Origin of the sequence: Pseudomonas sp. B392_1p, from assembly GCF_052245235.1 — a bacterium.
Taxonomy (GTDB): domain Bacteria; phylum Pseudomonadota; class Gammaproteobacteria; order Pseudomonadales; family Pseudomonadaceae; genus Serpens; species Serpens gallinarum.
Window position 1 is genome coordinate 179,799 of the sequence record NZ_JBQPXM010000008.1, and the last position, 14,951, is coordinate 194,749.

Here is a 14,951-nt window from a genome sequence, read left to right on the forward strand (position 1 = left end):
CAGGGCTCTGAAAAGGGGCGTGGCAAGGCACCGGGTGCGTATAATGACTGCCTCTTCTCAACCGTCAAGCTGGGTGCGCTCCGTTCCGTGAAGCCGGTCGCGCCAACTTTTGGAGGATTCTCATGCCATCGTTCGACGTAGTGTCCGAGCTGGACAAACATGAACTGACCAACGCTGTGGACAACGCTATCAAAGAGCTCGATCGTCGCTTCGATCTCAAAGGCAAATGCAGCATCGAAAGCAAGGACAAGGCACTGACGTTGACCGCCGAAGCCGAGTTCATGCTCGAGCAGATGCTTGACATCGTGCGCAGCAGCCTGATCAAGCGCAAGATCGACTGCCAATGCATGGACACTGAGGAGCCCTACGCTTCAGGCAAGGTGATGAAGCAGGAGGTGACGTTCCGCGAAGGTATCGACAAGGAGTTGGCCAAGAAGATCGTCGCCCACATCAAGGAGCTCAAGCTCAAGGTGCAGCCCGCCATTCAAGGCGAGCAGGTGCGCATTACCGGCAAGAAGCGTGACGATCTGCAGGAGGCCATCGCCGCCCTGCGTGCCAAAGAGTTCGGCATGCCGCTGCAGTACAACAACTTCCGCGATTGATCCTGCTGCGCGGTTGAAATTTCAAAGGCCAGTTCCGTAAGGGGCTGGCCTTTGTTTTTTTGGGGGGGGCGGGTTACGTCAGGGTGTGCGGGATTCGCTAAGCGCGTCCTCGGAGGGCTGTTGGCGCTCGCGCCCCCACTGCAGGCCGATCAGAACCAATGTGGGGATGCCGAGCAGGGCGGTCAGCACGAAGAATTCCTTGTAGCCGAGCATTTCCACCAGCGCTCCAGAGTAGCCGCCAATCAGCCGTGGCAACAGCAGCATGATTGAGCTGAGCAGAGCGTATTGTGTGGCCGAGAATTTCAGATTGGTCAGGCTCGACAGGTAGGCGACGAAGGCCGCGGTGGCCAGGCCGCCGCTGAAGTTGTCGCAGCTGATGGTCACCACCAGCATTTGCAGATTGGCTCCCAGGCTGCTCAGCACGGCGAACATCAGGTTGGTGACCGCAGCGGCCACTCCGCCGATGAATAGAATCGGCATGATGCCGAAACGCACGATCAACAGGCCGCCGGCTCCGGCACCCAGCAGGGTCATGATCAGGCCGAACAGCTTGCTGACACTGGCGATCTCGTCCTTGGTGAAGCCCAAGTCAATGTAGAAGACGTTGGCCATCACGCCCATTACCGTGTCGGAGAGCCGGTAGGTGGCGATCAGGCCGAGCATCAGCAACGCCTGCCAGCGATAGCGGGTGATGAAGTCGTTCACCGGGGTCAGCACCGGCGCTAGGCTGCGGCGACCCAGGGTAGACAGGCACAGGGCGGTGAGAATGCCGTAGAGCAGGGCGCGCAGGAAGGCGCGGTCTTCGGTGATCAGCTCGCTCGGGTTGTCGCCAAGCAGGGTTTGGAAGCCCGTGTTGTAGAGCTGGGTGAACAGGGCCGGCACGGACACCAGCAGCACGATCAGCACCATTACGGACAGCAACTGGCGCCTAAACCCGTAACGCTCGGTAGTCTGCTGCACTTGCGGAGTCAGCGGAGGTTCGCGCATCCAGATGCTGGTGATCAGGCCCGGCAGCATCAATAGCGCAAACAGCAGGTACGTGCTGCTCCAGGCGCTGAACTGATAGTCGCCGCCGGTGGAGCCAAACCAGCTGGCGAAATACAGAGCACCGGCCGTGGCGAGCAGGGCGGCGACGCGATAACCCGCCATGTAGCTGGCGGCCAGCGCAGCCTGACGGCTGCCATCGGCGATTTCCAGGCGGTAGGCATCCACGGCGATGTCCTGGGTGGCCGAGGCGAACGCCACCAGCACGGCCAGGGCGATCAGCCAGGGCAACTGGTGCTGGGGGTCGAAGAACGCCATGCCGACCAGCCCGAGGGTAACCAGCAGTTGCGACAGAATCAGCCAGGAACGTCGTCGGCCAAGGCGGCCGAGCACGGGCAGGCGCCATTGATCGAGCATGGGCGCCCACACCCATTTGAAGGCATAGGCCAGGCCGATCAGGCTGGCAAAACCGATGGTTTGCAGCGAGACGCCGGCTTCACGCAGCCACACCGACAGGGTGGCGAACACCAGCATGTACGGCAGCCCGGCAGCAAAACCGAGCAAAAGCAGGGCCAGTGTGGCCGGGCTGGCATAGGCGTTAAGGGCGTCGCGCCAGGAGCGTTTGGGCATGGAGGTCCGAACAGGAACAGACAAAGTTCTGCACTCTAACCGTAGATATCCGTTGGATGCCAGCCGTAACGCTGCATATCGACTCGATCGCCAGCCAGAATCAGACCTTCGGTACGCAGCCGAGCCCGCTGCTCGGCACCCGCCGGCGTTGCGGCTGGCAGGCTGAGACGCCCGCTGGCCGCGAGTACCCGATGCCAGGGCAGGCGGCTGTCATCCGGTAGCTGAGAAAGCGTACGACCCACCCAGCGCGCGGCGCGCCCCAGCCCTGCCAGATGCGCCAGGTGGCCATAGCTCACCACCTTGCCGTACGGCACCTGTGCGAGCACCAGGTACACCGCTTCGCGTCGGGCCTGGGGACTGTTCAGAGGATCAAAGCTGGGCATAGCAACCTGCGGGGCCATGGGAAGAAAAAATAATAGAGCGCGTGGATTAGCTCCGATTTATGAACTTATGGGTACGTTCATCGGTCCGCTTCTCCCCGAGCGGCTTATTCACGGATAATGCTCGGCTTTGTTTCGCCAGTCGACGGTTGGAAGTATTCATGTTGTCCCGTTCCCTGTTGTGTTCTTTGTTGCTATTTACTCTTGTCCCGGCCAGCGCTGATACCCTCTGGCTGAAGAATGGCGACCGGCTGACCGGCACTATCAAGGCCTTTGATGGCAGCAAGCTGGTTATTTACACCAGTTTTGGTGGTGAGCTCGCCGTGGACTGGTCGTCTATCGCCACCCTGGAAAGTACGCGGCCGCTATTGGTCAAGCAGGATGAATATTACGGCGAAATAGCCAAGTCCCTCGATCCCGCTGAGGATGGCTATGTCACCCTGGTCAATGGCAGCCAGCCGCGGACAGTGGAGCTCAGCAGTGTCCGGCAAATCGTCAAGCCAAAACCTTTGCTCACTGACCTCAGTTGGAGCGGGACGCTTGATGTGGCATTGAATTATAAAGACGCCGACAGCGAGACCGAGGATCATCATGTCAGCCTCGACACTAAATCCCGCCATGGCCGCTGGCGTCACAACACCACGGGCAAGTACAACCGTGAATTAAGTAATGACGTCGAGACTGAGGACAACTACCAGCTGGGTTACGCCCTCGACCACTTCATTGATGACAAGTGGTTCTGGCAGGGTCGCTTCGACTACAAACGCGACAATATCCAGGATCTGCGCCGCCAGCGTTCCCTGGGTAGCGGTCCCGGTTACCAGTTCTGGGACAACGAACTGGGCAGTTTTTCCCTGGCCTCACTGGCCAACCGCAGCGACTACACCTATGTCCACGGCGAGGACCGTTTCCATGCGGTGAGCCTGTACTGGAATTACAACCGCTACCTGCTGGGCAAACGCTTCGAGCTGTACAGCAAGGGAGAGGTCGGCAAGCCGCTGAATAACGTTGCCGATTACTCGCTGGATGGCGAAGCCGGGGTCCGTTACAAGGTCACCGACTGGGCTTGGCTGAACATGCGCGCCGAGCGGGATCTGATCAAGGGTGCTGAAAACAAACAGCTGGACGAGACCCGGTATCTGCTCGGCTTTGGCGTAGGCTGGTAAGCCGGCACTAGCGCCCTAACCGGCGCAGTTCATCAGACTCCACCACACGCACCCCCTGCCCATCCTCCAGGGCCAGGCGCCACAGGGCATGGGCCAGGCGGTTTGCTTCGATGCCGCGCCATTTGCCAGGCAGCAATTGTGCAAACGGCGCGGCGAGCCGCTCGCCCAGGCGAAAGTCACTGCGCTCGCCAAGCAGCAGCGACGGTCGGGCCAGGGTGAGCTGCGGCCACGCCTGGGCCCTGAGGGCCTCTTCCATTTCACCCTTGATACGGTTGTAAAACACAGTCGCCTGCGGATCGGCGCCCAGGGCGCTGACCACCAGCAAATGACGTGCACCCAATTCGCGGGCGCGCTGGGCAAAGGCGACCACCAAATCGAGATCGACGGCGCGAAAACCACTCTGCGTGCCGGCCTTCTTGATCGTCGTGCCCAGGCAGCAGAACGCGGTGTCGATGGGCCCAGTCAGCTGCGGCAGCAGTTCGCTCAATTCACCGACCGGATTGTCCAGGCGCGAGTGTTCCGCCAAGGCGCGGCGGCTCGGCGCCAGCACACGCTCCACAGTAGGTTCGTCGAGCAACCGGTCGAGCAGGTGTTCGCCTGTGAGTCCGGTGGCTCCGGCCAACAGAATGTGGCGTGGCGTGTCCATGCGTATCTCCTTGGGATTTCAAGGTGGGCGATTAGTGGCCGCCGTGTCGATAGTGCTGCCAGTGTGTCAGTACCGCGGGTGGCGCCCACAGTTGGGGGTGCGAAGGCTCGAAGCCGTCTGCGAGCTCGCGTGCGGCAACGCTTTTTCGGGCCTGCTCGAACGCCAGGGCCAGGTCATCGGTCTGCTGCAGCGCTTCGGAAAACAGGGCGCGGCCGAAATAGGTGAAGTCATTTTCTTCAGAACAACCAAACGATACCCGGTCGGCGCGGGCGGCGGTCATCACCAGGGTCTTGTCGTCCTTGAGCGGCGCAATGAAACCGCCGGAATAACAGGCGGAAATCACCACCACCTTGTGTCGGTCGGCCAACGGCCGCAGCAGGGACGCCAATTCGCTGGCCGGCAGGTCGAGCAATTGCAGGCGCGGCATATCCAGGTGCAATGCGTGGTCCGGGGAGCCGTGGCTGGTCAGGTAGAGGAACAGCAGGTCTTCCGGGCCGCTGCGCTGTGCAATCGTTTCCAGGGCGCGCTTGAGATTTTCGCGGGTGGCCAAGGGGCGGTCGGCCAGATGGTCACGATGATTGGTCAGCACAATTTGCCCATGGGCCGCGAAGCGTTCGCGCAACAGCGTGGAGACATAGTCGGCCTCGCGCATGAACACGCTTTGCTTGCCGTCGCCGGCCAGGGTCAGGCTGTACAACTCAACGGCTGGGGTGGACGCGGGCAGGCTGGCAAGGGCGTTATCAAATAACCGGCCCTGTTCGAGCAGTGCCAGTTCCATCGGGTCGCTCAGTCGCTGGCCTGCGTCATCCAGAACACGTACGCCCTCTTGCCAGATGCCGCTCAGTTGACTGCCGTCGGGGCGGGTCAGGGTGCCGGGGCCCTGGTAACGCCAGCGGTGGAATTCGCCCAGAAAATGACTGCCGTCGGCGCCACGATACTCACCTGGACCGCTGAGTGCACCGTCGCGAAACTGGCCGCTCCAGGTCTCGCCCTCGCCATTGCTGAAGACGCCATCGCCCTGGAAACGCTCCTCGACGAAGGCACCGATATACAGCGTGCCGTCGATGCCCTGGAACTGTCCTTCGCCCTCCAATAGGCCGTGCTCGAAGACACCGCTGTAACGATTGCCCTCAGCATCCACCAACACACCCGTGCCGCTCATTTCGCCGTCGCTGAAATAACCCTGGTAATGGCTGCCGTCTGCCCACTCCAAATTACCGAGACCGTGGTAGCGGTCGTTGAGAAACTCACCGCGGTAATGAGCATCGGCCAATTCGAGCACGCCGCTACCTTGCAGGCGCCCATGAGCAAATTCACCCTGGTACAGGCTGCCGTTGCTGTAGGTCAACTCTCCCATGCCATGGAACTGGCCTTGGTGGAAATTGCCGACATAACGATCGCCGCTTACGCCTTGCCAGGTTCCAGCACCGTGAAACAGGCCGTCTTTGAATTCACCCTCATAAAAGCTGCCGTTGGCGTAATCGAGGCGGCCCTGGCCCTGCAAGCGCCCATCGACCAGCGCACCGCGATAGCGCCCGCCATCGGGCAGCAACGCCGTGGAGGAAGTCGTCGGCGCGCTGTCGCCACAGGCGACCAGCAGCGAGGCAAGAGCAAAGCACAACGGTACGCGCATGGTCGCAGGTCCATTAACCGAGTGAGGCGGAGTGCAGTATGCCGCAAAGTGGGGCGGCCAGAGCAGACCGGTGAGAGCGCACACGTGCCTGGCGGGAGGCATATAATGCCGGGTTGTCCCCCCGTCGGAGGTAATTGATGTTGTTACGTGGCTTGACCTGGCTAATCCTGTTTCAATTGCTCGGGACGGCGCTCAATGTGTTGTTTCTCCCCATCCTGCCAGGGCCGATCATCGGCCTGTTGTTACTGTTCATTGCGCTCATCTGGCGCGGTGAAATCAGTGAGTCGCTGAACAGCGCCTCGATGACGCTGCTGAATTACCTGCCGTTACTGCTGATTCCGCCAGCGGTGGGGGTGATGGTTTATGTCGATGCCATTGCCGCCGACCTGTGGGCGATAGTCGGTGCGCTGGTGCTGTCGCTGGTGGTTTCCCTGGGCTTCACGGGTTGGCTGATGCAAAGACTCATCGACCGCCAAGCCCGCCGGAGCACTGACCCATGAGCCTCGATTACCACGCTGCCTGGCAGGCCGTCATCCACCATCCGCTGTTCGGTCTGGGCATTACCCTGGCCGTTTATCAGTTGGCGCTGGCCGGCTATGAGCGGACCCGCTCGGTGCTGTTTCAACCGGTGCTTTTTTCCATGGTGGTCGTCATCGGCGTGTTGCTGGCCTGCGGGCTGGCCTATGACGAGTATCGCGACAGCGTGTTGCCGCTGACTCTATTGCTGGGGCCGGCCACGGTCGCGCTGGCGGTGCCGCTGTTTCTCAATATGCGGCGGATTCGCCAGCTGTTCTGGCCGATCGTGCTGACCCTGTCGATTGCGGGCGTATTCGCTACCCTGACGGGAGTGCTGGTGGCCTGGCTGCTGGGCGCCGAACCGTTGATGCTGATGACCCTGGCGCCCAAATCGGTCACCTCGCCGATTGCCATGCTGGTGGCCGAGCAGATCGGCGGCGTGGCGGCCCTGGCCGCCGTGTTCGTGATGATCACCGGCGTGCTCGGCGCGATTAGTGGTCCGAGCATATTGCGCAGGCTGCGTGTTACCCACCCGGCGGCACAAGGGATGGCGCTTGGCTTGACCGCGCACGCCGTGGGTACTTCGCGGGCCCTGCAGGACAGTACGGAAAGCGGCGCGTTCGCCGCGTTGGCGATGAGCCTGATGGGCGTGACCACCGCGGTGATCCTGCCGCTGGTGGTGGCGCTGATTGCTTGAGGAGACGCCCATGAAGCTGCCCTTGTTTCCCCTGGATACCGTGCTGTTCCCCGGTTGCATCCTCGATCTGCAGCTGTTCGAGGCGCGTTACTTGGACATGCTCAGTGCCTGCATGAAGCGTGGCGAAGGGTTTGGTGTGGTCACTCTGATCGAAGGCGAGGAGGTCGGCGCGGCGCCGAGCTCGTTTTCCGGTGTTGGCTGCGAAGCGCTGATCCGTGACTGGCAACAGCAGCCCAATGGCTTGCTGGGTATCCGCGTCGAAGGCGGTCGGCGTTTCAACGTGGAGGATGCCGAGGTGCAGCACGATCAGTTGACGGTCGCCGAGGCCCATTGGTTGGCGGAGGGTCAGGACATGCCATTGACCGATGAGCACGCCGACTTGCTCGGTCTGCTCACGGCACTGGGCGAACATCCGCTGGTTTCCTCGCTGGAGATGGGCGATATGCCGAGCGGTGTTCAAGCTCTGGTCAGCCGCCTGGCCTACCTGCTGCCATTCAGTCGCGCGCAGAAGCTGAGCCTGCTCGAGTGTGAGGATGTCGCCGAACGCCTGAAGCGTCTCAATAGCTGGCTGGAAGATTTGCAGCGTTAGGGGCTATTCCCGCTCGCAGCGAAGCGGGAAGTGCTGACCCTGTTGAGGTGGTCTCAGCGGTAGCGGTACGACTCCAGGGCCGCAGGCAATTCCCAGGTGGCGATGCCGCCCAGCAGCGCCAGGCAAGCGGGCAGAATAATCCACCAGGCCTTGGACGGCAGAGCGGGCAGTGGAGAATGCCATTGCGCCAGGCTGAGACTCGCGGCGCACACCGTGGCGGCCAGTAGCGCCCCAGCGAGTACGTCGCTGGGCCAGTGTACGCCCAGGTATACGCGCGACAGGGCAATCAGCGTGGCCGGCAGAATGGTCAGCAGCAGCCAGCTCAGGTGCAGGCGCGGGGGTTGTCCACGTCCGGCCAGAATGCCCAGGCTCAGGAAGAAGGCGAAGGCGGCCGAGCTGTGGCCACTGGGAAAGCTGAAGGTAGCCAGCGGTTCGAGCAGTACATCTGGACGCACCCGAGCAAATAGTGCCTTGAGCAAACCGTTGCACAGCGCGGTGCCCAGCAGGGTTCCGAGCGTGAAGACGAAGGCTCGCCATTGCTTGAGCATGGCCAGCAGCGCGCACAACAGCACGCCGCAATACAGCTGGGTGCTGAAGTCGCCCAGGCGCGTGACTAGTACCATAACGCGATCGAGGCCAACGCTGCGCTCGGCTTGAATCACTTCCAGCAGCCCCTTGTCGAAGGCATCCAGAGATGGCCAGCCGAGGAACAGCGCCAGCAGGGCCAGCGCACATAACGTGGCGGTCAAGGGCGTAGCCAGGCGCTTGCGGCGCAGGCTCAGTTGCAGACTGATGATCAGCACCAGGCTCAGTCCGGCGGTGACCACGCCTGCCGATGACCAGAAACCTTCTGGCAGCGGCAGGCGCAGGGCAGCCCCGGTGGCCCAGCCCGGCACCAGGTAGGCAATCACCCAGCCGGCGGCGGCCAGCATGCTAACCAGGCAGAAACGCATGAATGGCATGTCGAGCATGCCGGCAATCATCGGCAGCATCGGGCGCAGCGGCCCGATGAAGCGGCCGAGCAGCAGACTGACCGTGCCGTAGCGCTCGAAATACAGCTCCGCGCCGACCATCCATTCCGGGTGATGACGCAGGCCGGGCAGGCGCCGGATGTTCTGGTGAAAGCGTCGGCCCAGTCCGTAGGAGAGCAGGTCGCCGAGCAGGCCGCCCAGGTAGCCGAGCAGCAGGGTTTCCCACAGGCTCAGCACGCCGCTGCCGGCCAAGACCGCGACGGCGAACATCAAGACCGTGCCGGGCACCAGAATGCCGGCAATGGCCAGGCATTCGACACAGGCAATGATGAAAATGGCCAGTCCCAGCCATTGCGGATTGCTGCCCAGCCAGAGGTTGATGCTGTCGAACCAGGGTCCCATGGATGCAGCTCCCATTGCGAAGGCGCGAAGCATAGCAATCCGGGTGGGGGACAGTGCAGGGGCAAATTGCTTTCCCCCGCGAAAAAGCGCGGTCGACCCTGGACATGAAGCGAACGGCAAGCGACTCGCGACGACCCCGCCGGAGCTCTGTGGGGCGGATGTCGCTTTCACATCTACCCATTCCGTTCGGTGGACAATGGAAACACGTTATCCCCCGGAGGTTGGCCGTGCTCGTGAAATTCCTCTGGAAGCCGCTTCAGGCGATGCGGAACGCCTTGGCCGCGTCTTGCAGGCGATCGGCCAGGTTCAGCAAATCTGCCCCTTGCTGGCGCGCTTCAGCGATACGGATGAGGTTGGTGTGGCCGAGCTGGTTCAGTTGTTCGCTATGGTCGTGAATATGGCTCACGGCGCCGGACTGGTCCGCGGTCGCTGCGGCAATTCGCTGGGCCGTCTGCGCGATGCTCTGAATGCTCTGCACCACTTCATGCAACGCCCCATCCGCCGCTTCGGCTTGGGCGGCGCTGCGTTCGGCCTGCTCAACCTGGTTGTGCATGGCACGCAGTGAATCTGCAGCGGCCCGCTGCAGCTGCAGGATGCGTTGCTGAATCTGCTCAGTGGCTTCGCCGCTGCGTTGCGCCAGGGTGCGCACTTCAGCGGCTACCACCGCAAAACCGCGCCCGCTGTCCCCTGCACGGGCTGCTTCGATGGCGGCGTTGAGGGCCAGCAAGTTGGTCTGCTCGGCAATATCGCGGATCACCGTCAGCACCTGTTCGATGCTGGAGCTTTCCGCCGCCAGTTGTTCAATGCCGCGCGCGTTGCCGCGCACCGCGTCTACCAGGCTGCGTAATTCGACCAGGCTGCTGTCGATTACCTGTTGCCCTTCCCGTACCGCCTGACCCGCTGCCTGGGTGGCGTCAGCTGCCTGATCGGCGTCGCTGGCCATCTGTTGAATGGTGTGCTCCAGCGAGCCCAGCGCTTCGCTTACCTGAGCATCGCCTTCGACCTGTTGCTCGGCGCTTTGGTGCAGCGCTTGGCTCAACGTGGCCAGGGCCTGGCTGCTTTCGCCTACCTGGCCTGCGTGTTGGCGCAGGCTGCCGACCAGTCCCGCCAAGTAGTCGCGCAGCCGGTTCAGCGAGGCGGCAATGTGCTGGATCTCATGCAGCCTGGAGCGCAGCATCATGGGGCGAGTGAAATCGCCTTTGGCCCAGGCTTCCAGTGCCGGGACGAGACGGCCAAGGGTTTGGGTCAAATGCTGCTGCAAGGCGTAGACCAGCAACGCAGCCAGCAGAATCAAGCCAATGGCCAATCCCTGCAGCAGGGCGACTTCGCTCTGAATGCGTCCATGTTCATCGCGCACGGTGGGCTCGAGTGTGGCCACTGCGTTCTGCAGGTTGGCAACGAGTTCCAGGGTTCGGGTGTGCAATTCGCCGCGCTGACGAATCAGCGCGCGCGTGCTATGCAGTTCCGCCGGATAGCGTGCAATCAGACTACTCAGCTCGCGCTTGAGGGCAATGCCTTGGTCTTCGCCGGAGCCCTCATTCTCGTCGGCGCTGGACAAGTCCAGCAACGCGGCGAAATGGTTGGCCGCCGACGGGCTTTGATCGTAGACGCCGAGCAGCGGTAGTTGTTGCAGCTGCTCGGCCCGCTGGGCGAGGTTGCCGAGCGCCTGTTCCACGCTCGCAGCTAGATCATCGCGGCCACTGCTCACCAGGTTGGCGCGTGCCTGGCTGAGGCGTTGCAGCTGCAACGCTGCCTCCAGCAGTGTGGCGTGATAGCGCATCGAGTCGAGCCCATCGGCGGCGTCTGCATAGTGGGCCAGTTGCGCCAAGGTAGCGTTGAGTTCGCGTTCGGCCTGCACCAGCAGACCTTGGGGATCGCCGGCCAGCTTGCCGGCTGCCAGCAGGTCTTCGGCGGTATACCGACGCAGTTCGGCGAAGCTCGGCCGCAAGGTTGCGGTCAATGCGGGAGGCAATTGTTCAAGACTGGCTGCGAGGTCGTCCAACGCTTGCAGTGCGGTGGCATGACGCACGGCATCACCCGTGTCGAGATAGCTGTGCACCTGACGGGTCAGGTGCTGGAGCTGCTGGGACAGCCCCAGGTACTGCCCCATCAGCACATAGGGGCGCTCCAAGGCACGCTGCGACCACCAGAGTGTTGCACCCAAAGTCAGGCAGACGCCCAGCAGCAAGCAGGTAATCAAGGGAGACAGCAACTTCAGGCGCATCCGCAACCTCGGCTGGGTTTTGAACTGTAATGCCCTGAAGTTATTGCATTTTTATGACGTTATCGTGAAACCCGCCGACAGGAGGGGGCCAAACAGGCGGACCTGATTACGGCCGCCACGCTTGGCCTGATACAGCGCCTCGTCGGCCTGTTGGCCGAGCGTCGCCGTGTCCTGATCGCTCAGCTCCGCGATACCGCAGCTGAAGGTACAGCTCAGGTCATCGGGCTGGGCCGGATGGCGCAATTCGGCGAAGCGCTGGCGAATGCTGTCGAGCACCTTGGCGGCGGCGGTGGCGGTGGTATCCGGCAGGATCACCGCAAATTCTTCGCCACCGTAGCGGCCGATCAGGTCGGTCTTGCGCAGGCGTTGCTTGAGGAACAGTGACAGGCTTTTGATCACGCGGTCGCCCATGGGATGACCATGCTGATCGTTGACCTGCTTGAAATGATCGATGTCGATCATTGCAAAGGACAACGGCCTGCCGTCGCGGCGGGCACGCACGCCGGCATCTTCGAGCAGCTGCAGGATATGCGTGTGGTTGTACAGGCCGGTCAGGCTGTCGCGCACCATGTGGGCTTTCAGGTTGCGGGCGCGCTGAGCACGGTTGCGCACCGTGGCAATCAGGTGATGGGGCGGGGTCGGCTTGGTGAGGAAATCGTCGCCACCTTCATTCATCGCATCGAGCTGTTTGTCCAGGTCGCTTTCGGCCGACAGGTAGATGATGGGCACGCTGACGTAGCGTTCATCCTGGCGGATCAGCCGGGCCAGCTCGGGGCCGGTACAGTCGGGCATGTAGAGGTCGAGGATAATCAGGTCGGGTTGGAATTCGGCAAGGATTTCCAGGGCATCGATCGGTTCATTGAGCGCGCGAGTGATGATTCCTGCGCTGTTGAGGATGCGCTCGGTATGCGTGGCCTGGGCACGCGAGTCGTCGATCACCAGGGCACGGTAGGGTTCCTGGTGGGCGCTGTGGGTGAGCGTTTCGATTTTTTCTAATAAGCAGGAGGCATCCAGGTTGCCGCTGAGCAGAGCCACGCCCCCGGCGCGTACAGCGGCCAGGCGGGTTGGCGCATCGGTTTCGCCTGGGTTGAAGAACAGCACCGGTAACTTGTCGCTGCGCGCCTGCTGGAGCTGCTGGATCAGGTGCAGGCCTTGGCGGGGCCCGGCAAAGTCGAAGTCCATGACGATAGCCGCCGGGTGGCGCTCGCGCAGTGCGGTGTGGAAATGTTCGGGGGTAGTCAGCGAGTGCGCCACCATGCCGAAAAACTCCAATTGACGAACCAGGCGTGAAGCCCATTCCTGATCCAGCAGCGCCAGGTAAATCGGCTTGCGCAACGAAGGCAGAAAAACCTGCTTGTCGTCGCCATAGCGCAGCCCGGTGCAAGCCAGGCGCTGCAGCAACTGATCAAGATCGCTGATCAGGTCACTGTCGAGTCGGCCCTGGTTGGCTTCGGCTCGCTCCACGCAGTGCTGGATGCCCCGCGCCAGTTCCACATGCTCGACTTGTCCAAAGCGTTCGGCTTGGCGCATCAGCAGCAGGTTGGCTTCGGCAAGCGAAGCCAGATCTGCAGGGTTCCAGTCGCCGCGTTGCAAACGCTGCCAGAATTCCAGGACCTGACGGGCCTGGTGGATCACGCGTTGGGCAAAATGCTGTTTGAGACGCAGGCTGGGTTCATGTTCGCTCATGGTGCGCGACTCTTGTTGATTAGAGGCACAGGCTATCCGTTCCGGGCGGCGGCGATAAGCCACATTTGAGCACGCTGCGTAGCAGCTCTCACAACGTCGCGCCGGCAAGCTGCCGGCCTTCCCTATATAGTGGGTACCGGATCTCAAAACATGCTGGCGCGCAACCCGCTGGATGGGTCACGGTCGAATCCCTGCACTGAAATAAACTGGAAGGACACTGCCATGTTGGACTGGAAGAACCGCGGCGGCGGCTCAAACGACTCTGTAAACGCTACCGGCGCGACGGCCAAGGAACGCAGCTGGCTGGGGCGTGGCCTACTCATCGTCATCGCTGTGCTCCTGCTGGTCAGTTGGGTCGTCGGCTGGTACTGGAGCCGCGAGCCCGCGCCTTTCGCGGTGCAACAGCACACCCAGGCCGCAGCGCAGCAGGCCCAGCGTCAATTGGTGATTGGTTACACCACGGTGGAAACCCTCAAACAGGTGGCGCGCACGCTGCTCGACAAGCCGGGCGGCTACCTGAGCAATGACATCGCCCCGCCGGGTTTGTGGCTGGACAACATGCCCAGCTGGGAATATGGCGCGCTGGTGCAGGTGCGCGACCTGGCGCGGGCGTTGCGCAAGGACTTTGCCCGCTCGCAGTCGCAGTCCACCGAGGACCCTGACCTGGCCAAGGCCGAGCCGCTGTTCAACTTCGACAACAACAGTTGGGCACTGCCGCCGTCGGAAGGCGAATACCGCCAGGGTATCCGCGCGCTGGATCGCTATCTGGCGCGGCTCTCCGATCCGGCCCAGACCCATGCACTTTTTTATACCCGCGCCGACAACCTCAACAACTGGCTGGGTGATGTCGCCACTCGCCTCGGTTCACTGTCCCAACGCCTGTCTGCGAGCATTGGTCGGGTACGCCTTAACGCCGATCTGGAAAACACCGGCGCCGGCCAGTCGCTGCAGCTCAGCGAAGACATTGTGGAAACGCCCTGGTTGAAGATCGACGACGTGTTCTACGAAGCGCGCGGTCAGGCGTGGGCGCTGTCACACCTGCTGCGCGCCATCGAAGTGGATTTCGCCGACGTGTTGGCCAAGAAGAACGCGACCATCAGTGTGCGGCAGATCATTCGTGAGCTCGAAGCCGCTCAGGAAACCATCTGGAGTCCGATGGTGCTCAACGGCAGCGGCTATGGCGTGCTGGCCAACCACTCGTTGGTCATGGCCAACTACATCTCACGAGCCAATGCCGCAGTCATCGATCTGCGCCAATTGCTTAGTCAGGGGTAACGATGTCGATTAGCGCAGCCGAACAGGCGCACCGGGCGGCGTCGGATGTCGAATCCGTCGCCTGGGTCGACGAGCAGGACCGGTTGCTGGGTTGCCTGCCGCGCGCCGAATTACGCGCGCGGGGCCTGATTGGGCGCTGCACGTTCATTCTGCTGTTCAATTCGGCCGGTGAGCTCTGCGTGCATCGGCGGGCCCTGAGTAAAGCGCTGTATCCAGGCTACTGGGACGTGGCCGCCGGTGGCATGGTGGATGCCGGAGAAGACTATGCCCAGGCCGCGGCCCGTGAGCTTGAAGAAGAGCTGGGCATAGCCGGGGTCGAGCTGCGGGCCCATGGTCGTTTTTTCCACGACACACCGGGCAATCGCCTGTGGGGCGCAGTGTATTCGACGGTTTCCGACGCCGCGCTGCACCTGCAAGCCGAAGAAGTACTGGAAGCGGTCTTTCAGCCCGTAGATCAAGTGTTGGCGAGCATTCCAGGGCAGTCTTTCTGCCCGGACTCGCTGCAGGCGCTGCGCCTGTATCTGGATTCCCTTTCGTAAGCTGGCCGCGC

At 62.2% G+C, this 14,951-nt stretch carries 14 protein-coding genes; 7 read left to right on the forward strand and 7 right to left on the reverse strand.

Annotated elements, in window-relative coordinates:
• Positions 1–122: 122 nt before the first annotated feature.
• Positions 123–602, forward strand: a complete 480-nt coding sequence (locus tag ACTV8E_RS13295; RefSeq protein WP_443199775.1) for a YajQ family cyclic di-GMP-binding protein — start codon at positions 123–125, stop codon at positions 600–602.
• A gap of 78 nt (positions 603–680) precedes the next feature.
• Here the strand turns inward: ACTV8E_RS13295 and ACTV8E_RS13300 are convergent, their stop codons facing one another.
• The gene (locus tag ACTV8E_RS13300; protein ID WP_251834907.1) at positions 681–2,216 is read right to left on the reverse strand and encodes an AmpG family muropeptide MFS transporter; all 1,536 of its coding nucleotides are present in this window, start codon (positions 2,214–2,216) and stop codon (positions 681–683) included.
• A gap of 35 nt (positions 2,217–2,251) precedes the next feature.
• Positions 2,252–2,617, reverse strand: a complete 366-nt coding sequence (locus tag ACTV8E_RS13305) for an MGMT family protein (protein ID WP_443199776.1) — start codon at positions 2,615–2,617, stop codon at positions 2,252–2,254.
• 140 nt (positions 2,618–2,757) lie between these two features.
• Between ACTV8E_RS13305 and ACTV8E_RS13310 the strand changes: the two genes are divergently transcribed.
• Positions 2,758–3,762 (forward strand): DUF481 domain-containing protein, encoded by a 1,005-nt coding sequence (locus ACTV8E_RS13310; protein ID WP_251834909.1) that lies wholly within the window; start codon positions 2,758–2,760, stop codon positions 3,760–3,762.
• Positions 3,763–3,769: 7 nt separating this feature from the next.
• Here the strand turns inward: ACTV8E_RS13310 and ACTV8E_RS13315 are convergent, their stop codons facing one another.
• Positions 3,770–4,408 (reverse strand): oxidoreductase, encoded by a 639-nt coding sequence (locus ACTV8E_RS13315; protein WP_251834910.1) that lies wholly within the window; start codon positions 4,406–4,408, stop codon positions 3,770–3,772.
• Between the two features lie 31 nt (positions 4,409–4,439).
• The gene (locus ACTV8E_RS13320) at positions 4,440–6,041 is read right to left on the reverse strand and encodes a C13 family peptidase (protein ID WP_251834911.1); all 1,602 of its coding nucleotides are present in this window, start codon (positions 6,039–6,041) and stop codon (positions 4,440–4,442) included.
• 137 nt (positions 6,042–6,178) lie between these two features.
• Here ACTV8E_RS13320 and ACTV8E_RS13325 point away from each other — a divergent pair, with 137 nt between their 5' ends.
• Genes ACTV8E_RS13325 through ACTV8E_RS13335 form a run of 3 tightly spaced genes read left to right on the forward strand, consistent with a single transcriptional unit; the run spans position 6,179 to position 7,843 of the window.
• A complete protein-coding gene (locus ACTV8E_RS13325; RefSeq protein ID WP_251834912.1) occupies positions 6,179–6,541 on the forward strand; it encodes a CidA/LrgA family protein in 363 nt (120 codons plus the stop codon).
• Entirely contained in the window at positions 6,538–7,254 is a 717-nt protein-coding gene (locus tag ACTV8E_RS13330; RefSeq protein ID WP_251834913.1) for an LrgB family protein, read from the forward strand. The genes ACTV8E_RS13325 and ACTV8E_RS13330 overlap by 4 nt, the downstream gene beginning before the upstream one ends.
• Positions 7,255–7,264: 10 nt before the next feature.
• Positions 7,265–7,843 carry an LON peptidase substrate-binding domain-containing protein gene (locus ACTV8E_RS13335; RefSeq protein ID WP_251834914.1) on the forward strand — a complete coding sequence of 193 codons (579 nt, stop codon included), beginning with the start codon at positions 7,265–7,267 and terminating at the stop codon, positions 7,841–7,843.
• A 53-nt stretch (positions 7,844–7,896) separates the two neighbouring features.
• Here the strand turns inward: ACTV8E_RS13335 and ACTV8E_RS13340 are convergent, their stop codons facing one another.
• The 3 genes from ACTV8E_RS13340 to ACTV8E_RS13350 all read right to left on the reverse strand — a co-directional run bounded on the left by ACTV8E_RS13340 (position 7,897) and on the right by ACTV8E_RS13350 (position 13,126).
• Positions 7,897–9,216, reverse strand: a complete 1,320-nt coding sequence (locus tag ACTV8E_RS13340; protein WP_443199777.1) for a bifunctional DedA family/phosphatase PAP2 family protein — start codon at positions 9,214–9,216, stop codon at positions 7,897–7,899.
• Between the two features lie 256 nt (positions 9,217–9,472).
• Positions 9,473–11,440, reverse strand: coding sequence for a methyl-accepting chemotaxis protein (locus ACTV8E_RS13345; RefSeq protein WP_443199778.1), 1,968 nt, complete (start codon positions 11,438–11,440; stop codon positions 9,473–9,475).
• A gap of 51 nt (positions 11,441–11,491) precedes the next feature.
• Positions 11,492–13,126, reverse strand: a complete 1,635-nt coding sequence (locus ACTV8E_RS13350) for a diguanylate cyclase (protein WP_443199779.1) — start codon at positions 13,124–13,126, stop codon at positions 11,492–11,494.
• A gap of 222 nt (positions 13,127–13,348) precedes the next feature.
• Between ACTV8E_RS13350 and ACTV8E_RS13355 the strand changes: the two genes are divergently transcribed.
• Both ACTV8E_RS13355 and ACTV8E_RS13360 read left to right on the forward strand, forming a co-directional pair.
• Positions 13,349–14,401: a DUF2333 family protein gene (locus tag ACTV8E_RS13355; RefSeq protein ID WP_251834918.1), complete on the forward strand. Its 1,053-nt coding sequence runs from the start codon at positions 13,349–13,351 to the stop codon at positions 14,399–14,401.
• Positions 14,402–14,403: 2 nt separating this feature from the next.
• Complete coding sequence (locus tag ACTV8E_RS13360) at positions 14,404–14,940, forward strand: NUDIX hydrolase (protein WP_443199780.1); 537 nt, start codon at positions 14,404–14,406, stop codon at positions 14,938–14,940.
• The last annotated feature ends 11 nt before the right edge of the window (positions 14,941–14,951 follow it).